The organism is Streptomyces cinereoruber, assembly GCF_009299385.1.
In the GTDB taxonomy this organism is placed as follows: domain Bacteria; phylum Actinomycetota; class Actinomycetes; order Streptomycetales; family Streptomycetaceae; genus Streptomyces; species Streptomyces bikiniensis.
The window spans coordinates 3,693,718-3,715,009 of sequence record NZ_CP023693.1 but is presented as its reverse complement, the minus strand read 5'-3'; the positions used below and the strand labels follow the sequence as shown (position 1 = coordinate 3,715,009).

Sequence of the window (21,292 nt, the reverse complement as noted above, 5' to 3'; positions counted from 1 at the left end):
CGCTACCCGGTAGAACGTACCGAGGAGACAGAAATGTCCACCTTCCCGGGTTCTCCCGATGCCTCCGGGGTCTCTCCCGACCCCGACACCTCCGGAGCCTCTTCCGGCGCCTCCGGGACCTCTTCCGGCGCTTCCGGGGCCGACGCGGCCGCCGAGGCCCCAAACCTCGACTTCGCGGGCACGACGCCGTACGAGGACTACGTCCAGGCGGACGTCCTCACCCACCTCCAGCACCTCCGCTCGGACGACCCCGGCGAGATGGTCTTCCTGGTCACCACCCAGGTCATGGAGCTGTGGTTCACGGTGATCGTCCACGAGTGGGAGACCGCGAGCCGCGCCCTGCGCGAGGACCGCGTCCCCGTCGCCATGGACGCGCTCAAGCGCTCCGTGCGCGAGCTGGAGGCCCTGAACCACTCCTGGCACCCGCTCGCCCAGCTCACCCCCGCCCAGTTCAACTCCTACCGGGGCTCGCTGGGCGAGGGCTCCGGCTTCCAGTCCGCGATGTACCGGCGGATGGAGTTCCTGCTCGGCGAGAAGTCCGCGTCCATGCTCGTCCCGCACCGGGGCGCGCCCCGCGTCCACGCCGAGCTGGAGAAGGCGCTCCACGAGCCGAGCCTGTACGACGAGGTCCTCGGCCTGCTCGCCCGGCGCGGCCTGCCCGTGCCCGCCGCCGTCCTGAACCGCGACCTCGCGGGGCGGTACGAGCCCTCGCCCGAGGTCGAGGCGGTGTGGGCCGGGATCTACGCCGACCCCGACCAGAACGGCGAGCTGGTCCGGCTCGGCGAGGCCCTGAGCGACGTGGCCGAGCTGGTCTGGCGCTGGCGCAACGACCACCTGGTGGCGACCCGGCGCGCGATGGGCGCCAAGACCGGCACCGGCGGTTCGGCCGGTGTGGCCTGGCTGGAGAAGCGGGCCCAGAAGAACGTGTTCCCCGAGCTCTGGACGGCCCGCAGCCATGTCTGACCTCCTCAAGGGCCGCCTCAAGGACCAGCTCAAGGACCGCCTCAAGGGCCGTCGCGAGGAGCACCTCGAAGCCCGGGCCCGCGACCTCGACACCGCCGACGGCCTCGCCGGGCACCGCGAGAAGTTCGCCCTCGACGCGGACACCGTCTACCTCGACGGCAATTCGCTCGGCGCGCTGCCCGCCCACGTCCCCGCCCGCATGGCCGACGTCATCACCCGCGAGTGGGGCGAGCTGCGCATCCGCTCCTGGGACGAGTCCGGCTGGTGGACCGCGCCCGAACGGATCGGCGAGCGGATCGCGCCGATCGTCGGCGCCGGACCCGGGCAGGTCGTGGTCGGCGACTCGACCAGCGTGAACGTCTTCAAGGCGCTCGTCGCCGCCGCCCGTCTCGCGGGCGACGGACGCGACGAGATCCTGGTGGACGCCTCGACCTTTCCCACGGACGGGTACATCGCGGAGTCGGCCGCGCGGATGACGGGTCACCGGATCGTGCCCCTCGACCCGGCCGCGATGGCGGAGGCGGCGGGCCCGCGCACGGCCGCCGCGCTCGTCAACCACGTGGACTACCGCAGCGGCCGGCTCCACGACCTGCCGGGCATCACCGCCGCCCTGCGCGCGGCGGGCGCGCTCGCCGTCTGGGACCTGTGCCACAGCGCGGGCGCCCTGCCCGTCGGCCTGGACGCGCACGGGGTGGACCTGGCCGTCGGCTGCACGTACAAGTACCTGAACGGCGGACCCGGTTCGCCCGCCTACCTGTACGTCGCCGAGCGCCACCAGGCCGCCTTCGACTCGCCGCTGCCCGGCTGGAACTCGCACGCCGACCCGTTCGCCATGACCCCCGGGTACGAGGCGGCCGCGGGCGCCGTGCGGGGCCGGGTCGGCACCCCCGACATCCTCTCCATGCTGGCGCTCGAAGCGGCGCTCGACGTGTGGGACGGGGTCGCGGTCGAGGACGTGCGGGCCAAGTCCCTCGCCCTGACGGACTTCTTCCTGGAGTGCGTCCGGGCGTACGCCCCGGAGGGCCGGGTCGCGTCGGTCACGCCCGAGGCGCACGGCGAGCGCGGCAGCCAGGTCGCGCTGCGCTGCGCCGAGGCCCCGGCCGTGATGGCCGAGCTGATCCGGCGCGGGGTCGTGGGCGACCTGCGCCGCCCGGACGTCCTGCGGTTCGGCTTCACGCCGCTGTACGTCGGGTTCGCGGACGCGGAGCGGGCGGCGCGGGTCCTGGCGGAGGTCCTCGCGGACGTGCCGGCCGGCGCTCCCGCCGAGTAGGAGGCGCGTGGTCTCCGGCCGGTCGTACGGTCCGATGATCACCTGATCCGCGGGGCTCCGGTCCTGGTACCGTCCCCGCAGGTCAGGCCAATTCGGCCCCGTACCCGAGAGGTTGGAACAGCCATGGATCCCGCCGCGCGCGACGCCGCCGAAGAGGCGTCGGCCTTCTCGCACCCGGTCGTCGCCCCGGACGCCACCGCCGCGTACGGCGACCACCCCGACCAGGTGGTCGACTTCCACGCCCCGCGCGACGGGCGCGACCGGGCCCCGCTGGTCGTCGCCCTGCACGGCGGCGCCTGGCGGGCGCCGTACGACCGGGCGCACCTGTCGCCGTTCGCGGACTTCCTGGCCCGGCGCGGCTTCGCCGTCGCCAGCGTCGAGTACCGGCGCGGCGGCGGCCTCCCGCGCCAGGGCGGCACGGCCCCGGTCGCCGGGCGCTGGCCCGAGACCTTCGACGACGTGGCCGCCGCCCTGGACGCCGTACCGGAGCTGGCCGCCGCGCACCTGCCGCAGGCCGACACCGGCCGGATCGTGCTCACCGGGCACTCGGCCGGCGGGCAGCTCGCCCTGTGGGCCGCCGCCCGGCACGTCCTGCCCGCCGGCTCCCCGTGGCGGCTGCCGGCCCCGCCGCCGCTGCGCGGGGTCGTCGCCCTCGCCCCGATCGCCCACTTCGCGCGGGCGGTCGAGCTGGGGGTGTGCGGCGGCGCGGTCACCGAACTCCTCGGCGGCCCCGAGGCGTACGAGGAGCGGGCGGCCTCCGCCGACCCGGCCCTCCTCCTGCCGACCGGCATCGCGACCACCGTCGTGCAGGGCCGCGAGGACGTGGTCGTGCCGTACGCGGTGGCCGACGCGTACGCGGAGGCGGCGGCGAAGGCGGGCGAGACGGTCGGCCTGACGCTCCTGGAGGAGACCGGCCACTTCCCGCCGATCGACCCGGCGACGGACGCGTGCGCGGTGGTGGCGGAGGAGATCGCCCAGCTGGCCTGGTGACGGAGCCCGTGGCCCTTCGTAGTACTCAGGGCGGACGGGGAAGGATCCGTACGGAGCGGGACGACCCGCCCCGTACGGCCCCCGTACCGTAATCGGCGTGACTCAGACACAGACCCCCGGGACGAGCCGGGCCCCCGAGTTCCACCTGGTCCAGGCCGTCCTCGGCGGGCTGCGCCAGGAGCTCTTCGACGACGCCCTGGCCTACCGGCCGCTGGCACCCGTGGAGGCGACCAGCCGGTTGGCACGCCTCCTGCCGAAGCGGATACGGGCCCGCGCGGGGTTCTTCCCGCACGCGGTCGTCGCGTTCGCTGCCTTCATCGCCTTCGCCGCGGGGTACGAGAGCGTCGACACCCACTTCGCTCCGCTGGCACTCGTGGTCGCCTGCGCGCCGCCCGCGATCGTGCTGCTCACCCTGGTCCGGCCGGTCCTCGCCTTCTGGGCCTCGCTCGGTTCGGCACCCTTCATCGGCTACCTCAGCGACTACGACGGCGGCTGGCCCTGGTCGCACACGACGTTCTTCTCCCACCTGGTGGTCCTCACCGTGGTCGCCGCCCGCACCCGCCCCCGCACGGGGGTGTGGATGTGGGTCGTGACGGCGGGCTTCTGCCTCTTCACGGAGATGTTCCTGGGGACGGGGCGCGGCTCCGACTCCGTGCCGATGCTCTTCGTCTCGGCGCTCGTCCTGCTCACCGTCGCCGTCTTCCAGATCCGCCGCCAGGCCGACCGCGAGGTCACCGCGCAGCAGACGGTCACCGCGCAGGAGCGGTCGAAGCGGACCCTCCTGGAGGAGCGGACCACGATCGCCCGCGAGCTGCACGACGTCGTCGCCCACCACATGTCGGTGGTCGCCATCCAGGCGGAGGCCGCACCGTACCGGGTGGAGAACCCGCCGCCGGAGCTGGAGCAGGCCTTCCTCACCATCCGGGAGAACGCGGTCGCCGCCCTGACCGAGCTGCGCCGCATCCTGGGGGTCGTCCGGGCCGAGGACTACGAGGCGCCCGACGCCCCGCAGCCGACCCTGGCCGACCTGGACGCGCTGGTCGCGAACGTCCGCGAGGCCGGCCTCGACATCGAGAAGACGGTGACCGGCGCGGTGCGCGAGCTGCCGCAGGGCGTGGAGCTGTCCGCGTACCGGATCGTCCAGGAGGCCCTGTCGAACGTGCTGCGGCACGCGCCGGGCGCGGCGGCGAAGGTCGAGGTGTCGTACGTGCTCGGCGGCCTGGGCCTGCGGATCGCCAACGGTCCGGCGCGCGGCCTGGTGAAGCCGTCGCCGGGAGCGGGTCACGGCATCACCGGGATGCGGGAGCGTGTGACGATGCTCGGCGGTGAGATGACGGCCGAGGCGACCGACGACGGTGGCTACGAGGTGACGGCCTTCGTCCCCGTGAGCCGTGAGGAGGCGGTGTCGTGATCCGGGTGCTGATCGTCGACGACCAGATGATGGTCCGGGAGGGCTTCTCGGTCCTGCTCGGCGCGATGCCGGACATCGAGGTCGTCGGGGAGGCGGTCAACGGCCGGGAGGCGATCGCCCAGGTGGCGGCCCTCCGCCCGGACGTGGTCCTGATGGACATCCGGATGCCGGAGCTGAACGGCATCGAGGCCACGCGGGAGATCGTGGCGGCCGACGCGGACGCGAAGGTGCTGGTCCTGACCACGTTCGACCTGGACGAGTACGTGTACCAGGCGCTGCGCGCCGGGGCCTCCGGCTTCCTGCTCAAGGACGCCTCGGCCCGGCAGCTCGCGGACGGGGTCCGGGTCGTCGCGGCCGGCGAGGCGCTGCTCGCGCCGACCGTCACCAAGCGGCTGATCACCGAGTTCGCGAAGGCGCCGGGGACCTCCCCGCGCCCGCCGGCGATGGCGCAGATCGGGGAGCTGACCGAGCGCGAGACGGAGGTCCTGGTGCTGATCGCGCAGGGCCTGTCGAACGCGGAGATCGCGGACCACCTGGTCGTCGCGGAGTCCACGATCAAGACGCACGTGAGCCGGATCCTGGTGAAGCTGGGGCTGCGGGACCGGACGCAGGCGGCGGTGTTCGCGTACGAGGCGGGGCTGGTACGGGTCGGCGGGTAGCGTCCGTCCATGGACGCCCCCATGGATGCCGCCGCGTACGACCCCTGGTCGCCGGAGTTCGTCGCCGACCCCTACCCCGCCTACGCCGAGCTGAGGGCGGCGGGCCGGGCCCACTGGCACGAGCCGACCCGTCAGTGGCTGATCCCGCGCCACGAGGACGTCTCGGCGCTGCTCCGGGACCGGCGCCTGGGCCGTACGTACACGCACCGCTTCACGCACGAGGAGTTCGGCCGGGAGGCGCCGGACCCGGCGCACGAGCCCTTCCACACCCTGAACGACCACGGGCTCCTGGACCTGGAGGGCGCGGACCACGCCCGCATCCGGCGCCTGGTGTCGAAGGCGTTCACGCCGAGGACGGTGGAGAACCTGGCCCCGACGGTACGGCGCCTGGCCGCCGGCCTGGTCGGGGACCTGGTGGCGGCGGGCGGCGGCGACCTCCAGGCGATGGTGGCGGAACCGCTGCCGGTCGCGGTGATCGCGGAGATGCTGGGCATCCCGGAGGAGGACGAGGAGCGGGGGCTGCTGCGGCCCTGGTCGGCGGCGATCTGCGGGATGTTCGAGCTGAACCCGTCGGAGGAGACGGTGAGGCGGGCGGTGGAGGCGTCGGTCGAGTTCTCGGCCTACCTCCGCGAACTGTTCGCGAGGCGCCGCAAGACCCCTGGAGAGGACCTGATCTCGGCCCTCCTCGCCGTCCCGGAGCTGACGGAACAGGAGATGATCTCGACCTGCGTCCTGCTCCTGAACGCGGGCCACGAGGCGACGGTGAACACCACGGTCAACGGCTGGCGGATCCTCCTCCAGGAGGGCGTCCGCCCACGCCTCGAAAACTTGTCCACAGCTGTGGAAGAACTCCTGCGCTACGACACCCCGCTCCAGATGTTCGAACGCTGGGTCCTGGACGACATGGAACTCGACGGCCTGCTGATCCCCCGAGGCTCGGAGGTCGCCCTCCTCCTCGGCTCGGCCAACCGCGACCCGTCCCGCTTCGGCCCCACGTCCGACGCCCTCGACCTCACCCGCCCCGACAACCCCCACCTCGCCTTCGGCGCGGGCATCCACTACTGCCTGGGCGCACCCCTGGCCCGCCTGGAACTGACGACGGTCTTCGCCGAGCTGCTGCGGCGGGCGCCGGGGCTGCGGCTGGTCTCGGAGCCGGTGCGGAAGCCGGGGTACGTGATCAGGGGGTTCGAGGAGCTGGTGGTGGAGGTGTGACGGCCGGCTCGCCCGGCGAGGCCTTCCGGCCGTCCCGCGCCACCCGCTCGCGCCCGTGGAGCACGCCGGTCGTCGCGGAACTCCCGGGCTAGGCCGGGGCGCAGCAGGCGGAGGGCGTGTCCGCGGCCTTGGCGAGGGTGTCGGCGTCGGCCTTGACCACGTAGATCTCCCACGGCTCCTTGCCGGGGGCCGTGACCCAGACCTTGTCCTGGAGGGCGTAGCAGCAGGACGTGTCGTTCTCCTCGGCGGTGGTGAGGCCGGCGTCCTTCAGGCGAGTGGTGGCCGCCGTGACCTGGTCGGTGCTCTCGACCTCGACGCCGAGGTGGTCGAGCCGGGTGTCCTCGCCGGTCTCGCCCTCGATCAGGACGAGCTTGAGCGGCGGCTCGGTGACGGCGAAGTTCGCGTATCCGGGGCGGCGCTTGGCGGGTTCCACGCCGAAGAGCTTCGAGTAGAAGGCGATCGAGCCTTCGAGGTCGGCGACGCGCAGGGCGAGCTGGACGCGGGACATGACGGTCTCCCTGATTCGATGGATGTCGATACAGCGTGGCGAGATCGAGGTTGTCACCGGGATAGATGGATGTCAATATCGACGCATGTCGAAATGGGAACTGCCCCTGGTCGAGCGGGGCGAGGCGGAGGCGGCGGTCTGCTGTTCGCCCATGGTCCGGGAACCGCTGGACGAGGACTCCGCCGTCGATCTGGCCAAGATGTTCAAGGCCCTGTCCGACCCGGTACGGCTGCGCCTGCTCTCGCTGATCGCCTCGCACGAGGGCGGCGAGGCGTGCGTCTGCGACCTCACCGGCCCGTTCGACGTCTCCCAGCCGACGATCTCCCACCACCTGAAGGTGCTGCGCGACGCCGGCCTGGTCGGCTCCGAGCGCCGGGGCACCTGGGTCTACTACTGGGTCCTGCCCGCCGCCCTCGCCCGGCTCTCCTCGCTGCTGCGGACCCCGGCCGACGCCGTCCCGGCGGAGACGCCCTGATGGAGGCGTCGCTGCGGCGCCGCGCGCTCGCCGAACTGGTCGGCACGGCGGCCCTCGTGGCCGTCGTCGTGGGCTCCGGGATCCAGGCCGCCGAGCTGACCCAGGACTCCGCCGTCCGGCTGCTCGCCAACGCGCTGGCCACCGTCCTCGGCCTCGGCGTGCTGATCGCCCTGCTCGGCCCGGTCTCCGGCGCCCACTTCAACCCGGCGGTCACCCTGGCCCTGTGGTGGACCGGGCGCCGCGACGGCACCGGACCGACGCCGCGCGACGTCGCCGCCTACCTGCCCGCCCAGACGGCCGGGGCCGTCGGCGGCGCGGTCCTGGCCAACGCCCTGTTCGCCGGCCCCCTCGTCTCCCTCTCCACCCGCGACCGGTCCGCCGACCACCTCTGGCTCGCCGAGACCGTCGCGACCGGCGGCCTCGTCCTCCTGGTCCTCGGACTCGGCCGGACCGGGCAGCGGCACCTCGCCCCGGTGCTGGTCGCCTCCTACATCGGCGCGGCCTACTGGTTCACCTCGTCCACGAGCTTCGCCAACCCGGCCGTCACCGTCGGCCGGGTCTTCTCCGACACCTTCGCGGGCATCGCCCCCGCCTCCGTACCGCCCTTCGTCGCGGCCCAACTCCTGGGCGCCGGAGCCGGAGTCGCCCTGGCCGCCGCTCTGTTCGGCCGGACCCGTGGAGTCGTTCAGGTCCCCGAAGCCGGGACCGCTCCCGCCCCCGCCCCGTCCCAGGAAGTGCCCACATGACCCCCACCCCGCCCCCGCCCGTCCCCTCCGTCCTCTTCGTCTGCGTCCACAACGCCGGACGGTCCCAGATGGCCGCCGCCTTCCTCGCCCGCCTCGGCGGCGACCGCGTCGAGGTGCGGTCCGCCGGCTCCGCCCCCGCCGACGCCGTGAACCCGGCCGTCGTGGCGGCCATGGCCGAGGTGGGCGTCGACCTCGCCGCCGAGACCCCCAAGGTGCTCACCACCGAGGCCGTACGGGACTCCGACGTGGTCGTCACCATGGGCTGCGGCGACGCCTGCCCGTACTTCCCCGGCAAGCGCTACCTCGACTGGACGCTCGACGACCCCGCCGGCCAGGGCGTGGAAGCCGTCCGCCCCATCCGCGACGCCGTCGAGCGGCGCGTCCGCGACCTGCTCGCCGAGCTGGGCGTCGAGGCCCGCGCGTGAGCGACGCCGTACGCCTCGCCGCGATGCGCCCCGAGCACGCCGACCGGGTCCTGGAGATCTACCGGCTCGGCATCGCGACCGGGCACGCGACCTTCGAGACCACCGCGCCCACCTGGCCGGAGTTCGACGCCTCCCGCCTGCCGGACCACCGCCTCGTCGCCGTCGACCGCGCGGGCGAGGTCGTCGGCTGGGCCGCCGTCACTCCCGTCTCGGACCGCTGCGCCTACGCGGGCGTCGTCGAGCACTCCGTCTACGTGCACCCCGACGCCCGGGGCCGGGGCGTCGGCCGCGCCCTGCTCACCGCCCTGCTCGCCTCCACCGACGCCGCCGGCGTCTGGACCGTCCAGTCCGGGGTCTTCCCCGAGAACACCGCCAGCCTGGCCCTCCACCACCGCGCCGGCTTCCGCACCGTCGGCGTCCGCGAACGCCTCGGCCGCCACCACGGGACCTGGCGCGACGTGATCCTGCTCGAACGCCGCAGCCCGGTCGTCGGGACCGAACGACACCCGCTCTAGGAGAGCGGTTCTCGCCCCCTCGGCAGTCCCGGCCCTCACACCCTCGGCAGCCGCAACCCCCACGCCCCCGCCCGCACCGTCCACGTCCGCCGCCGCACCGGCCCCGTCAGGCGGCCGTCCGCGCGGTAGCGGAAGTCCGGGCCCGAGACGGTGAGGGTGTGGGCGGTGGCGCGGCGGGGCGGGGCGGCGGGGGGACGGACGGTCACCTCGGCCGTGCCGGCGACCGAGCGGGCCGTCAGGGCCTCCAGCGGGGCGTCCACGTCCGCGAGGAGGACGCCGTCCGCCTCCACCCGCAGGGGGTGCGTGCGGACCGCCGGGGGGACCAGGGTGCGGACCAGGGAGCGGCAGGTGCCCCAGACGGACGGGGCCGCCGGCGCCGGGACCGGGACGGCCGGGACCAGGAGGTCCCCGAGGACGACGCCGTCGCTGTCGTCCACCAGGAGGTCCAGGCGGCGCACCGCCCCCTCCAGGGCCGCCCGCGCCGCCGCCGGGGTCGAGGACGGCACGCCGAGCGCGTGCGCGACCTCCAGGGCCTCCGGGGCGCCGATCGGGACCAGGGAGAGGGCCCCCTCCGCGAGGTCCCGCTCGCGGTGCAGCAGGGTCACCGCGCGCAGCAGGGCGTGGTCGTCCCCGAGCAGTACGGGGCGCCGGGAGCCGCGCCGGGCCAGGGCCCGGGAGAATTCCTCCGGACCCTCCGGCAGGCAGATCTTCGCCTCCGCGCCCGCGGACAGGACATCCTTCGCGATCCGTACGGACTCGCCGTCGCTTCGGCGGGCGACCGGGTCGACGATGACCAGCAGCTGGTCGTGATCCGACACCTCGGTCCTTCCTCGGGTAGCATCTTTGTGCAAGAGCCCCTTGCGCTATTGCGCCAGGGGCTTCGTCTATTCCGGGGCACACCGGTGAGGCGGCGTACGCCCCCTGACCTTGGACATGCCCCACCCGGAAGGGGTGTACGCCTGTGCCCGCACTTGTGCTGCTCGGTGCTCAGTGGGGTGACGAGGGCAAGGGAAAGGCCACCGACCTGCTCGGTGGATCCGTTGACTATGTGGTGCGCTACCAGGGCGGCAACAACGCCGGCCACACGGTCGTCGTAGGCGACCAGAAGTACGCGCTGCATCTTCTCCCTTCCGGAATCCTCTCGCCGGGGTGTACCCCGGTGATCGGAAACGGTGTCGTCGTCGACCCGGCGGTCCTGCTCTCCGAGCTGAGCGGACTGAACGAGCGCGGCGTCGACACGTCGAAGCTCCTGATCAGCGGCAACGCCCACCTGATCACCCCGTACAACGTCACCCTCGACAAGGTGACGGAACGGTTCCTCGGCAAGCGCAAGATCGGCACCACGGGCCGGGGCATCGGCCCGACCTACGCCGACAAGATCAACCGCGTCGGCATCCGGGTCCAGGACCTGTACGACGAGTCGATCCTCACCCAGAAGGTCGAAGCGGCCCTGGAGGGGAAGAACCAGCTCCTCGCCAAGCTGTACAACCGGCGGGCCATCGAGGCCGGGCAGATCGTCGAGGAGATGCTCCAGTACGCGGAGCAGATCAAGCCGTTCGTCGCCGACACGACCCTGATCCTCAACAACGCGCTCGACGAGGACAAGGTCGTGCTCTTCGAGGGCGGCCAGGGCACCCTGCTCGACGTCGACCACGGCACGTACCCCTTCGTCACCTCCTCGAACCCGACCGCCGGCGGCGCCTGCACCGGCACCGGCGTCGGCCCGACGAAGATCAGCCGGGTCATCGGCATCCTCAAGGCGTACACGACCCGCGTCGGCGCCGGCCCGTTCCCGACCGAGCTGTTCGACCAGGACGGCGAGGACCTGCGCCGCATCGGCGGCGAGCGCGGCGTCACCACCGGCCGCGACCGCCGCTGCGGCTGGTTCGACGCGGTCATCGCCCGCTACGCCACCCGCGTCAACGGCCTGACCGACTTCTTCCTCACCAAGCTGGACGTGCTCACCGGCTGGGAGCAGATCCCGGTCTGCGTCGCGTACGAGATCGACGGCAAGCGCGTCGAGGAGCTGCCCTACTCGCAGACCGACTTCCACCACGCGAAGCCGGTCTACGAGATGCTGCCGGGCTGGTCCGAGGACATCACCAAGGCCAAGACCTTCGCCGACCTGCCGAAGAACGCGCAGGCCTACGTGAAGGCCCTGGAGGAGATGTCGGGCGCCCCGATCTCCGCCATCGGCGTCGGCCCCGGCCGCACCGAGACGATCGAGATCAACTCCTTCCTGTAAGCCTTCCGGAAGGAGTACGTGCGAGGGCCCGCCCCCGGTCACCGACCGGGGCGCGGGCCCCCGCCCGTTCTAGGAACGCCGCCGGTACTCGCCCGGCTCCGCGTCCACCATCGGGTACACCAGGAGCCGGTCCTCGCCCTTCCACTTCACGATCCCCAGGTAGCCGGAGCCGTTCTCGGCGCACTCCGGGTCCCAGGCGCCCCGGTCCCGCACCTGCGGGCCGATCACCAGCAGGTTCCCGGCGCCGCCGAGGAGGGCGGTGGAGCCGCAGGAGACCGTCTCGGGGGTGGGCGCGCCCTCCTCGTCCAGGCGCGGGAAGACGTCCCGGAACCGGACCACCTGCGTCCCGACCGGCCCCTGCGTGACCGTCACCCACGTGCCGTACCGCCCGTCCTGGTCCCCGTAGACCTCCGGCCGGGGGACGTTCTGCCACTCGCCGAGGAAGCGGGCGGGGACGACGGACGTGCCGGTGGGGGCCTTGCGGAAGGTGGCCTTCGCGGCGCCCGAGGTCCACTCCAGGACGTCGGGGGAGCGCAGGGCGAGGGTCTGGTGGGCGGCCGGGGTGCAGCGCGCGGCGGGCACGCTGGTCGTCACGTCGGACTCGCCGTACACGACCTTGTCCTCGTCGGCCGAGACGAGCCGGGAGCGGCCCATGCACAGGCGGTTCTCGGACACCTGCGTGTAGACGGCGTTCTTGGCGCCGGCCGGGCCCTGCGTGATCTCGATGCGCGCGGTCTCCCGGGGGTGGTCCTCGCCGCCCTGGAGCACGCCCTCCCAGGCGCCGAGGAAGGCGGCCGGGACGATCCCCGCGGGGGCGGGGGAGGTGCTGCCCGTCCCCCGCTTCCCCTTCCCGTCGGTACCGGTGGCCGGGCCCGGCCAGAAGGTGTACGCGGCGGTGGCCGCGGCCGCCACCGCGAGGGCCGTGAGGGCGGCGAGCAGGGCCCGGCGGCGCCGGGGACGGGACGGGGTGACGACGGGCCCGGTCGGGGCGGGGGGCGTGGCCCCGGACGGGTCGGCGGCGGCCCCGGGCAGGCCGGCGGACGTGGCCCCGGTCGGGTCGGCGGAAACGGGGGCCGGAGCCCCGGCGGCCGTACGGCCGGACCGCTCGGCCCCGGAGACCGCGCCCGCCCCCGCGTCCGGCCCCGCCTCCGCCTCCGCCTCCGCCTCCGCCTCCAGCAGCCGTGCCGCGTGTCGGCCCAGGCGGGCCAGGACGTCCGCCGGGAGCCAGGGGTCGGCGACCGGGAGCGTCCCGACCAGCTCGTCCGTCGCGGGGCGGGCCGCCGGGTCCTTGGCGAGGCAGGCCCGGATCAGGCCGGAGAGCTCGGGCGGCAGGCCCGCCAGGTCGGGCTCGTCGTGGGCGATGCGGAACATCGTGGCGTGGACGCCGCTGTCCGCCGTGCCGAACGGGGCGCGCCCGGTCGCCGCGTACACGAGGACCGAGCCCAGGCAGAAGACGTCCGACGCGGGCGTCAGGCGCTCGCCGCGCACCTGCTCGGGCGACATGAAGCCGGGCGAGCCGACGACGGCCCCGGTGGTGGTGAGGTTGCCGCCGTCGGCGACCGTGTCGAGGGCGCGGGCGATGCCGAAGTCGATGAGCTGCGGCCCGTCGACGGTCAGCAGGACGTTCGAGGGCTTGAGGTCGCGATGGACGAGCCCGGCGGCGTGGATGTGGCCGAGGGCGCGGGCGAGCCCGGACGCCAGGGTCCGTACGGTCTCCGTCGGCAGCGGCCCGTACTCGTCGCCGACCACCGTCCGCAGCGAGGGGCCCGGCACGTACCCGACGGCGACCCAGGGGGCCTCGGCGGAGGTGTCCGAGCCGAGGACGGGGGCCGTGCCCGTGCCGCCGACCCGCTCCAGGGCGGCGACCTCGCGGGCGAACCGGCGCCGGAACTCGTCCTGGGAGGCCAGTTCCGCGTGCACCACCTTCACGGCGACCGTCCGGCCCCCGGCCGAGCGCGCCAGGAACACCCGGCCCATCCCCCCGACCCCGAGGCGGCCGATCAGCCGGAACGGGCCGATGCGCACCGGGTCTTCCGCGTTCAATGGCTCCACGTCGTCAGAGCATGCCAGACCGGTCGGCGCCCGTCCCCGTGTCCCTTCGAGCGCTCCGGGCGCCCCGGGGGGCCTCACTCCTCCCCGCAGACCCGCAGCCCCTTCGGGGTCGCGCAGGGCAGGTGGCCGTGGACGCGGACGACGTCCTGGCCGGCGCCCCGGGTGAGGTAGGTGAGGAAACTGGCCGCCAGGGAGCCGGCCGGCGGCTCGCCCCAGGTGTAGGCGTACTCGATCTCCCGGTACGGGTAGTCGGACGTGCCCAGCTCGTCGACGTCGGCGTCGCGGCCGCCGATCGCCACCCGGTGCAGGCCCTTCACGGTGCCGCTCGCGCGCAGTTCGCCGTAGCCGACGGCCCCGGGGATCCGGGCGACGGCTTCCAGGACCTGTTCGGTGGAGTCGAGTTCGCAACGGGTCACCTTCGCCCGGGGGTCGTCGCGGTGCTCGCAGTCGAGGGAGGAGTGGGCCGGTTCGTTCTCCCCGAGGACCCGGCGCTGGAAGACCTCCCGGGTGCCGGAGCCGGCGTTCCGGCTCACCAGCCGGATCGGCAGGTTCGGGCCGCCGAGCACGCTCCAGTTGGTGACGTCGCCCCGGTGGATGCTCCGGATCTGGTCCCGGGTGAGGGTGGTGACGGGGACGCCGTCGTGGACGACGAGGGTGAAGAGGGAGACGGCGACCGGGGTCCCCCGCAGCTCCGGGTGGCCGTTCGGCTTGTGTCCGTCGGAGAGCGCGACGACGGCGGGCGGGCCCTTCTTCGCCGCGGCCGCCTTCTTCCCGGCGGCGTCCAGTTCCCGGACGCCGGTGGCCGAGCCGTGCGCGTCCACGAGCACCGTCGCACCCGCGCAGTCCTCCTCGTACCGCTTCGCGAGCTCCTTCGCGACGGGTGCGAAGGCCGTCGAGCCGGTGACGGTGAGGGTGCCCCGGGCGCAGCCGATCGGCGGCGGGACCTCCTCCCGGACGATGATCGCGGCGAGGGCGACGACGCAGGCGGTGAGGCCGACCGTGACGGACAGCGCGGCCCGGCTGAAGACGGGCGGCTTGTCGTCGGGGGTGAGGCTGCGGGTGGGGTGGACGCGGCCCTCGGAGATGCTGCCGTCGACCTCGACCGCGCCGCCGATCGGGCCGCCGCCGAGGAGGACGAGCAGCTTGTAGTAGGCGCCCCGGTTGAGCGGGACCTTCGGCAGGGCGATGCTGGTGGCGCCCTCGGCGGGGCCCGTCCAGGACTCGGGGAAGTGGCTGAGGAGCCGGGGGTGGTCGGGGGCGGTGACGACGACCGCCTTCACGTGCCGTCCCGTGAACTCCACGGTGAGCCCGTGGTCGTCCCCGTCCGTGTAGTGCTCGTGGGCGACGGACAGGGCGCCGTCGTTCTCGATCCTGAGCAGGACGAGGGTGGCGTCCTCCAGGCCGGGGCTGGCGTTGAAGTAGCCGCGCCGCACGGCCGCGCCGGTGCCGGTGCCGGTGCTGGCGGCGGCTCCGTTCGCCCCGTCGCCGATGGCCGTGTCGAGCTGGACGCGGTAGCCGATCCGCCGCTGGCGCAGCACCCACCACTGGTACCAGGCGACGCCGATCGAGACCAGGACGCCGAGGAGCGCGGTGACCACGGCGATGAGGTTCTCGGAGGTGAGCCAGTCCATGCGCGTGACGGTACGGACGCGTGTGCGGTTCCGTGGGGGGCGTCGCCACCCGTCACCTGGAGTTCTCCCTTCCGCAAGCCGGATTCCGGCCGCGTTCCCGAGAGCCCGCCCGGCCGCCTTCCCGATGCCCCTCCCGACGGCCCGCCCGGCCGCGTTCCCGGGGCGTCGCGCGGGCGGGTCATCAGCGGTTGCCGGGGGTGGGGAGCCTCTGTGTAATGGCCACGAGGGGGCTTCCGTACGAGGAGTACGCGAGCAAGCACGCGAGCAGTACACGAGCAGCACACGAGCGGTACAGGAGTGCCCCATGCGCGTCGTCGAAGTGATCTCCTACGGCGGACCCGAGGTCCTCAGGATCGCCAACCGCCCCGACCCGGAGGCCGGTGACGTCCCGGGCCGGGTGCGCGTACGGCTCAAGGCCGCCGCCGTGCACCAGGCGGACCTGCGGATCCGCTCCGGGCAGTGGGCCGCCTTCCTGGGCGAGCTGGCCCCGCCCTTCGTCCTGGGCTTCGACTTCGCGGGCGTGCTCCTGGACGCCGCGCCCGGCCTCCCCGAGGGGACCAGGGTGGCCGGTTTCATTCCCTGGGTGTCGGAGGGGACGGGCGAGGGCTCGTACGCGGAGGTGATCCGCGCCGCTCCCGAGTGGCTGGCGCCGATCCCGGACGACATGGACTTCACGACGGCCGCCTCGGTGCCGCTCTCCGCGCTCGTGGCGGCCCAGGCCGTCGACCTCCTGGAGCTTCCCGAGGGCGCCCCGGTCCTGGTCAGCGGGGCCGGCGGGGTGGTGGGCCGCTTCGCCGTCCAGCACGCCGCCGCCGCGGGCCACCGGGTGATCGCCCTCGCCGACGAGGGCGACCGGCACGAGCTGCTCGCCCTCGGGGCCGAGGAGCTGGTCCCGCGCGGCGACCCGGCGGACGTCGTCGCCAAGGTGCGCGCCCACGTCCCCGAGGGGGTCGCTGCCGTCCTAGACGCCGCGCTCATCGGCGCCCCGCTGCTGCCCGCCCTGCGGGACGGCGGGACCTTCGTCTCGGCCTCCGGGGAGCGGCTGCCGGACCGGGTCCGGGACATCGACGTCACCGCGATCCGCCCCCGCCCGGACGCCGCCCGCCTGAAGGGCATCCTGGACAGCGTCGCCGCCCGCGAACTGACCACCCGGACGGCCGACATCGTCCCCCTGGCCTCCGCCGCCGAGGCCCACCGCCGCGCGGAGGCCGGCCACCGGCCGGGCCGGATCGTGCTCCTGATCTGACCGCCCGTCCCCGACACGCCCTAGGGTCGGGGAATGCTGATCTGGATCAACGGGCCGTTCGGCGGGGGCAAGACGCAGACCGCGTACGAGCTGCGCAGGCGGCTGCCGGGGAGCGTCGTCTGCGATCCCGAGCACGTCGGCTTCGGCCTGCACCGCATGACGCCGCCGGGCCTCCGGGGCGACTTCCAGGACCTCCCGGCCTGGCGGCAGGGCGTGTACGAGGTCCTGGACCTGGCCCTGCGGAGGCACCCGGGCGTGGTGATCGCGCCGATGACGGTCGTGGAGCCCCGGTACTTCGAGGAGACCGTCGGGCGGCTGCGCGCGTCCGGCCACGACGTGCGGCACTTCGCGCTCCTCGCCGAGCGCGCGACGGTCCTGCGCCGGCTGCGCGAGCGCGGCTTCGGGCACGCGGTGCGGGTCCTGGGCGGGAAGGACGCCCCGCTGCGCCGGGAGAGCTTCGCCGTGTCGAGGCTCGACCTGTGCCTGGACCGGCTGCGCGGCGAGGAGTTCGCGGAGCACGTCCACACCGACCGCCTCACGGTCCCGCGGGTGGCGGACCGCATCGCCGCCTCGGCCGGCCTCGTCCTCGCGCCCGACACCGACGGCGCCCTCCGCGCCCGCCTGCGCCGGGCGGCGGTCGGCGCCCGCCACATCCGTTTCGACTGAACCCGCTTTTACAAAGGGGTAGTTCGCCCTCCCGATACCACTGTCACGATTTCTGGTCTAGACCTTGACAGGTCCAGACCAATCGCGCTTCGCTGGCCCTTCCCATCCGATCCCGGACCCCCCCACCCGGAAGGACGAGCGATGCTCCGCAAGTTGCTCACGCTGTTCGCCGCGCTCTGTACGGCCGTAGGCGTGGCCGTCATGCTCCCCGCGGCCTCGGCGGGGGCGGCCCCCGCCTGTGTGACCGCCTGGAACTCCTCCACGGTCTACACCGGCGGCAAGACCGCCTCGTACAACGGCCGCAACTGGTACGCGAAGTGGTGGACGCAGAACGAGCGCCCCGGCTCCTCGGACGTCTGGCGCGACGAGGGCGCCTGCGGCACCGGCGGCGGTGACGACGGCGGCCAGAACAACGGCTTCGTCGTCTCCGAGGCCCAGTTCAACCAGATGTTCCCGAACCGGAACCCGTTCTACACGTACGCGGGCCTCGTCAACGCCCTCAAGTCGTACCCGGCCTTCGCCAACACCGGCAGCGACACGGTGAAGAAGCAGGAGGCCGCGGCCTTCCTCGCCAACGTCTCCCACGAGACCGCCGGGCTCTACTACATCGTGGAGCAGAACACGGCCAACTACCCGCACTACTGCGACGCCGGGAAGCCCTACGGCTGCCCCGCCGGCCAGGCCGCGTACTACGGCCGCGGCCCGATCCAGCTCTCCTGGAACTTCAACTACAAGGCTGCCGGTGACGCCCTCGGCATCGACCTCCTGAACAACCCGTGGCGGGTCGAGCAGGACCCGGCCGTCGCCATGTCCACCGGCCTCTGGTACTGGAACACCCAGAACGGCCCCGGCACGATGACCGGCCACAACGCCATGGTCAACGGCGCGGGCTTCGGCGAGACGATCCGCTCGATCAACGGCACCCTGGAGTGCAACGGCGGCAACCCGGCCCAGGTGCAGAGCCGGGTCACCAGGTACCAGCAGTTCACCCAGATCCTGGGCGTCCCGACCGGCGCGAACCTGTACTGCTAGCGGTCAGTTCTGCCACGCGACGAACGCGGACCAGGCGGCGGGCTCCACGGCGAACGTGGGCCCGCCGTCCTGCTGCTTGGAGTCCCGCAGGTGCACGGCGTGCGGGCAGGCGGCGACCTCGACGCAGTCCCCGCCGTTGGAGCCGCTGTACGACGACTTGCGCCAGTCGAAGGCGACCTCGACGCAGTTGCCGCCGTTGTCGTTGCTGTAGCTGGACTTGAACCAGTGCAGGGTGTTGCTCATGTTCCCTCTCCCGCCAACCGCTCGATGAGGCCCAGTGAGGCGCGAGGGTCCAGGGCCTGTGCCCGGATCTTCGCATAACGCTGGGCGTACGTGCTCACCTTCACAGGGTCGGTGATCAGCACACTCTCGTCCTGGACTTCCATGTAGACGAGCCGGGTGTGCTCGTCGGTCTCCACCAGGTTCAACTCGCCTCGTGCCCCAGCGTTCTCCCCGCTCAGACCGACGTCCAGGGGCAGGACCTGGATCGTGACGTTCTTGCGCCGCGCGCACTCCAGTAGGTGGCGGTACTGCTCCCGCATGACCTCCTCGCTGCCGTACTTCCGCAGCAGCGCCGCCTCGTCCAGGATCAGCTCGATCAGCCGGAGCGGCTTCTTGTCGAAGATCGCCTTGCGGTCCATCCGAGCCGTGACCAGCTCCTCGACCCGCTCCTCCGAGGGCGTTGGGTACCCACCCGCGATCTGAGCCCGCGCGTACGGCTCCGTCTGGAACAGGCCGTGGATGTTGGGGGTCGAGTACAGGCACAGGCTCAGCGCCTTCTGCTCGATCTGCGCGTAGTCCCGGAACAGCTCCGGCAGCTTCTCCAGTCGTACGAGCGGACGCATCTCCGCGAAGATGCCCGTGCCGCCGCCGAGCGCCGCCTCCAGCTGCACCATCATGCCGTCGCTCACCGGCTGGGCCAGCGTCTCCAGCGCGCTGATCGCCGCGCCCGTGTACCCCATTCGGGCTCCGAGCTGTTCCTGCGTCAATCCTTCCTTCACCCGCATTCGTTTGACCACGGTGGCGACCATCCGTGCCACCGGGCCCGCCGTTTCCTTGTTCTCCGATCGCGCCATCCGCGTTCCCCAATCGAACTCAACCGGACTCAACTGTTCCCCGCCGAATTCGACTTCCTGTAGGGCGCGTTGGCGCAGGTCAAGCAGTTACCGACGCACCGTCAGCAGTCGTGGAAAACGCTAGCGTCGGCGCGGGAGCATGTCTCCGTGATTGAAGAGAATCGGGAAGTGAACGTGGACTGGATTCCAGTTTCCGGATTCCAACTCCGTAAGGCGGGCGTACAATTCGACGCCGTTCGAGTGGACGGCGACGACGGGCGTCGGCTGGCCGACTGGATGGAGGCGCTCACCGGCGGCGACCCGGGGCCGGTCGTCATCGAGGCGAACGGGCGGCGTGGGGTCTACTTCCTGGTCCCGCCGGGGACGACGGCGCACAAGCCGTGGCCGCGCGGGGTGACCCGCTTCAACGCGGGACCGGCGCACGTGAGCTACGTACCCGTGCCCGCGCTGACCGGCCGGACCTGGCCGCTCGCGTGGCGGTGTCCGCCGTCGGAGGCCGACCGGTTCGTGCACCCGCTGCTCCTGCGAAGCGCCGTCGCGGAGTTGTTCGCCTGCCGGAACGACCGGTGAACCGGCCGCCGGTGCTTGTATGGCGCGCATGAGAAACGGAGACGACGCCCCGGCCCGCTTCAAGGACCTCGCGATCGACGCGGTCGACCACCAGGCGCTGGCCGACTGGTGGTGCGCGGCGATCGGTTACGCGCGCAGTCCCATGGCCGACGGGAGCACGCGCCCGCGGGAGTGGCCGGTTCCCCTCGTGGACGGGGCGGGGGCCGGGCCGCTCATCTGGGTCAACCCGGTGGCGGAGGAGAAGACGGTCAAGAACCGCATGCACCTCGACGTGTGGGGGGACCCCGACCGGCTCGTGGCCATGGGGGCGACCGTGGTCCGGGCGCGCGACCACGAGATCGAGTGGTGGGTGATGGCCGATCCGGAGGGGAACGAGTTCTGCGTCTTCCCCGAACCGGACGCGACCGCCTAGGAGTCGCGCCCCGCCCTCTCCACCCCGTCGAGCGCCGCCGACAGCCGCTCCAGGACCCGTACCGTCTCCTCGAACGCCTCCGGGCCGCCCAGCTCCCGCTGGAGCAGCGCGGCCAGCTCCGCGTGGCCCGGGTCGATGCGGTGGACGGCCGCCCGGCCCTCCTCGGTGGGGGCGAGGAGCTTGGCGCGGCGGTGGGCCGGGTTCGGCTCGTAGGACGCCAGGCCCTCCCGTACGAGGAGGTCGGCCACCCGCTGGACGCTCTGGCGGGTGATGCCCATGACGCGGGCGATCCCGGCGACCGGCAGGGGTTCGGGGAGTACGGCGCCGAGGACCTGCCACCAGGCGGCGGTCAGGCCCGCCGGCTCGGCCAGCTTCTCCGAGACGGCGAGGAACTGGCCGTTCAGGCGGAAGACGCCCAGGGCCGTGCGGGACAGGGCGTCCTGCGGCTCGTGGCTCATCCGTTCAGTTCGGCGAAGGCCGCCGGGTCCGAGTCGTGGAAGAGGCGGAACCAGGCGTCCCGCTTCCCCTCGTACGCGCCGAGGCGGGCGAAGATCTCGCGGGCGAAGGCGACCGGCTCGGTCGGGCCCGCCGTGATGAGGTCGCCGTCCCGCACCGCGTCCGCCTCGACGTAGTGCTCGGCGCCCTGGTAGCCGGTGGCGGCCAGGTAGAAGGAGACCGCGCTGGTGTGGCGGCGGTCGTCGAGGAGGCCCTCGCGGGCCAGGCCCGCCGTCGCGCCGCAGATCGCGGCGACCGGGACCCCGGCGTCGAGGAAGGCGCGGGCCTTGGCGGCGAACGGGGCCAGCTCGTCGCCCTCGTCGTACTTCTCGGCCCCCGGCAGGATCAGCAGGGCGCTGTCCTCGGGGCGCAGGTCGTCCAGTGCGAGGTCGGGGACGATCCGGATTCCGGCGAGGGTGGTGACGGGCTCGCCGGCGACCGGGCCGACGGTCCTGATCGTGTGGCCCGCGCGGGCGAGCCAGGCCGTGGCGTGGCCGGTCTCCCAGTCCGCGAGGGTGTCGTAGACGGCGAGGTGGACGGTGGTGGTGCCGCTCTCGGATGTCATGACAGGAGACTGTCATCTCGACAGGATGCTGTCAATGATGGCGGCCGGGGGGCAACGTGTCGCGTCCCTCCCGGTCTCGGTGGACAAGATGGCCATGGCCCTTCCCACCTGCGGTTCCTTACCCTCGG

At 73.3% G+C, this 21,292-nt stretch carries 24 protein-coding genes; 16 read left to right on the top strand and 8 right to left on the bottom strand.

Translation table 11 applies throughout. The features are described 5' to 3' along the window. The first annotated feature begins 33 nt into the window (after window positions 1-33). The 6 genes from CP977_RS16495 (at window position 34) to CP977_RS16470 (ending at window position 6,505) form a co-directional block, all read left to right on the top strand. Window positions 34-963, top strand: coding sequence for a tryptophan 2,3-dioxygenase (locus CP977_RS16495; RefSeq protein WP_062754106.1), 930 nt, complete (start codon window positions 34-36; stop codon window positions 961-963). Further along, window positions 956-2,233, top strand: a complete 1,278-nt coding sequence (gene kynU, locus CP977_RS16490) for a kynureninase (RefSeq protein ID WP_109186857.1) — start codon at window positions 956-958, stop codon at window positions 2,231-2,233. Before CP977_RS16495 ends, kynU begins: the two co-directional genes overlap by 8 nt. Before the next feature lie 123 nt (window positions 2,234-2,356). Beyond that, window positions 2,357-3,223 carry an alpha/beta hydrolase family protein gene (locus CP977_RS16485; RefSeq protein WP_104860471.1) on the top strand — a complete coding sequence of 289 codons (867 nt, stop codon included), beginning with the start codon at window positions 2,357-2,359 and terminating at the stop codon, window positions 3,221-3,223. Between the two features lie 97 nt (window positions 3,224-3,320). Then, window positions 3,321-4,634: a sensor histidine kinase gene (locus tag CP977_RS16480; protein ID WP_062754110.1), complete on the top strand. Its 1,314-nt coding sequence runs from the start codon at window positions 3,321-3,323 to the stop codon at window positions 4,632-4,634. After that, window positions 4,631-5,293, top strand: coding sequence for a response regulator (locus CP977_RS16475; RefSeq protein WP_109186858.1), 663 nt, complete (start codon window positions 4,631-4,633; stop codon window positions 5,291-5,293). Before CP977_RS16480 ends, CP977_RS16475 begins: the two co-directional genes overlap by 4 nt. A gap of 9 nt (window positions 5,294-5,302) precedes the next feature. Beyond that, complete coding sequence (locus tag CP977_RS16470; protein ID WP_152370361.1) at window positions 5,303-6,505, top strand: cytochrome P450; 1,203 nt, start codon at window positions 5,303-5,305, stop codon at window positions 6,503-6,505. An 88-nt stretch (window positions 6,506-6,593) separates the two neighbouring features. Here the strand turns inward: CP977_RS16470 and CP977_RS16465 are convergent, their stop codons facing one another. Continuing rightward, window positions 6,594-7,013: an ArsI/CadI family heavy metal resistance metalloenzyme gene (locus tag CP977_RS16465; RefSeq protein WP_062754114.1), complete on the bottom strand. Its 420-nt coding sequence runs from the start codon at window positions 7,011-7,013 to the stop codon at window positions 6,594-6,596. An 85-nt stretch (window positions 7,014-7,098) separates the two neighbouring features. Between CP977_RS16465 and CP977_RS16460 the strand changes: the two genes are divergently transcribed. Genes CP977_RS16460 through CP977_RS16445 form a run of 4 tightly spaced genes read left to right on the top strand, consistent with a single transcriptional unit; the run spans window position 7,099 to window position 9,174 of the window. Continuing rightward, entirely contained in the window at window positions 7,099-7,488 is a 390-nt protein-coding gene (locus CP977_RS16460; protein ID WP_079131129.1) for an ArsR/SmtB family transcription factor, read from the top strand. Further along, window positions 7,488-8,234 carry an aquaporin gene (locus CP977_RS16455; RefSeq protein ID WP_152370360.1) on the top strand — a complete coding sequence of 249 codons (747 nt, stop codon included), beginning with the start codon at window positions 7,488-7,490 and terminating at the stop codon, window positions 8,232-8,234. Before CP977_RS16460 ends, CP977_RS16455 begins: the two co-directional genes overlap by 1 nt. After that, window positions 8,231-8,659, top strand: a complete 429-nt coding sequence (locus tag CP977_RS16450; protein WP_152370359.1) for an arsenate reductase ArsC — start codon at window positions 8,231-8,233, stop codon at window positions 8,657-8,659. The genes CP977_RS16455 and CP977_RS16450 overlap by 4 nt, the downstream gene beginning before the upstream one ends. Before the next feature lie 23 nt (window positions 8,660-8,682). Beyond that, window positions 8,683-9,174: a GNAT family N-acetyltransferase gene (locus tag CP977_RS16445; protein ID WP_062757001.1), complete on the top strand. Its 492-nt coding sequence runs from the start codon at window positions 8,683-8,685 to the stop codon at window positions 9,172-9,174. Between the two features lie 35 nt (window positions 9,175-9,209). On the opposite strand, the gene CP977_RS16440 is transcribed toward CP977_RS16445, so the two are convergent. Beyond that, window positions 9,210-9,992 (bottom strand): diacylglycerol kinase, encoded by a 783-nt coding sequence (locus tag CP977_RS16440; RefSeq protein ID WP_229991713.1) that lies wholly within the window; start codon window positions 9,990-9,992, stop codon window positions 9,210-9,212. A 143-nt stretch (window positions 9,993-10,135) separates the two neighbouring features. Here CP977_RS16440 and CP977_RS16435 point away from each other — a divergent pair, with 143 nt between their 5' ends. Then, entirely contained in the window at window positions 10,136-11,419 is a 1,284-nt protein-coding gene (locus CP977_RS16435) for an adenylosuccinate synthase (RefSeq protein WP_062754118.1), read from the top strand. Window positions 11,420-11,488: 69 nt separating this feature from the next. Here CP977_RS16435 and CP977_RS16430 read toward each other — a convergent pair whose 3' ends face one another. Together CP977_RS16430 and CP977_RS16425 are read right to left on the bottom strand one after the other, a co-directional pair. Next, entirely contained in the window at window positions 11,489-13,471 is a 1,983-nt protein-coding gene (locus CP977_RS16430) for a serine/threonine-protein kinase (RefSeq protein WP_152370358.1), read from the bottom strand. A 74-nt stretch (window positions 13,472-13,545) separates the two neighbouring features. Then, window positions 13,546-15,102 carry a substrate-binding domain-containing protein gene (locus CP977_RS16425; RefSeq protein ID WP_152370357.1) on the bottom strand — a complete coding sequence of 519 codons (1,557 nt, stop codon included), beginning with the start codon at window positions 15,100-15,102 and terminating at the stop codon, window positions 13,546-13,548. Between the two features lie 304 nt (window positions 15,103-15,406). Between CP977_RS16425 and CP977_RS16420 the strand changes: the two genes are divergently transcribed. The 3 genes from CP977_RS16420 to CP977_RS16410 all read left to right on the top strand — a co-directional run bounded on the left by CP977_RS16420 (window position 15,407) and on the right by CP977_RS16410 (window position 18,046). After that, window positions 15,407-16,348 (top strand): NADP-dependent oxidoreductase, encoded by a 942-nt coding sequence (locus CP977_RS16420; protein ID WP_152370356.1) that lies wholly within the window; start codon window positions 15,407-15,409, stop codon window positions 16,346-16,348. A gap of 33 nt (window positions 16,349-16,381) precedes the next feature. After that, window positions 16,382-17,014, top strand: a complete 633-nt coding sequence (locus CP977_RS16415) for an AAA family ATPase (RefSeq protein ID WP_062754129.1) — start codon at window positions 16,382-16,384, stop codon at window positions 17,012-17,014. A gap of 141 nt (window positions 17,015-17,155) precedes the next feature. Then, the gene (locus tag CP977_RS16410; protein ID WP_109186866.1) at window positions 17,156-18,046 is read left to right on the top strand and encodes a glycoside hydrolase family 19 protein; all 891 of its coding nucleotides are present in this window, start codon (window positions 17,156-17,158) and stop codon (window positions 18,044-18,046) included. 3 nt (window positions 18,047-18,049) lie between these two features. Here CP977_RS16410 and CP977_RS16405 read toward each other — a convergent pair whose 3' ends face one another. Both CP977_RS16405 and CP977_RS16400 read right to left on the bottom strand, forming a co-directional pair. Further along, a complete protein-coding gene (locus CP977_RS16405; RefSeq protein ID WP_152370355.1) occupies window positions 18,050-18,289 on the bottom strand; it encodes a DUF397 domain-containing protein in 240 nt (79 codons plus the stop codon). Further along, window positions 18,286-19,122: a helix-turn-helix domain-containing protein gene (locus CP977_RS16400; RefSeq protein WP_152370354.1), complete on the bottom strand. Its 837-nt coding sequence runs from the start codon at window positions 19,120-19,122 to the stop codon at window positions 18,286-18,288. Before CP977_RS16400 ends, CP977_RS16405 begins: the two co-directional genes overlap by 4 nt. A gap of 168 nt (window positions 19,123-19,290) precedes the next feature. Here CP977_RS16400 and CP977_RS16395 point away from each other — a divergent pair, with 168 nt between their 5' ends. Together CP977_RS16395 and CP977_RS16390 are read left to right on the top strand one after the other, a co-directional pair. Continuing rightward, window positions 19,291-19,692 carry a hypothetical protein gene (locus CP977_RS16395; RefSeq protein WP_104860473.1) on the top strand — a complete coding sequence of 134 codons (402 nt, stop codon included), beginning with the start codon at window positions 19,291-19,293 and terminating at the stop codon, window positions 19,690-19,692. A 28-nt stretch (window positions 19,693-19,720) separates the two neighbouring features. Then, window positions 19,721-20,104, top strand: coding sequence for a VOC family protein (locus CP977_RS16390; RefSeq protein WP_152370353.1), 384 nt, complete (start codon window positions 19,721-19,723; stop codon window positions 20,102-20,104). On the opposite strand, the gene CP977_RS16385 is transcribed toward CP977_RS16390, so the two are convergent. After that, on the bottom strand, window positions 20,101-20,562 hold the full coding sequence (locus CP977_RS16385) for a MarR family winged helix-turn-helix transcriptional regulator (protein ID WP_152370352.1): 462 nt from the start codon (window positions 20,560-20,562) through the stop codon (window positions 20,101-20,103). The genes CP977_RS16390 and CP977_RS16385 overlap by 4 nt on opposite strands. Then, on the bottom strand, window positions 20,559-21,164 hold the full coding sequence (locus tag CP977_RS16380; protein WP_152370351.1) for a DJ-1/PfpI family protein: 606 nt from the start codon (window positions 21,162-21,164) through the stop codon (window positions 20,559-20,561). Before CP977_RS16380 ends, CP977_RS16385 begins: the two co-directional genes overlap by 4 nt. Window positions 21,165-21,292: the final 128 nt, after the last annotated feature.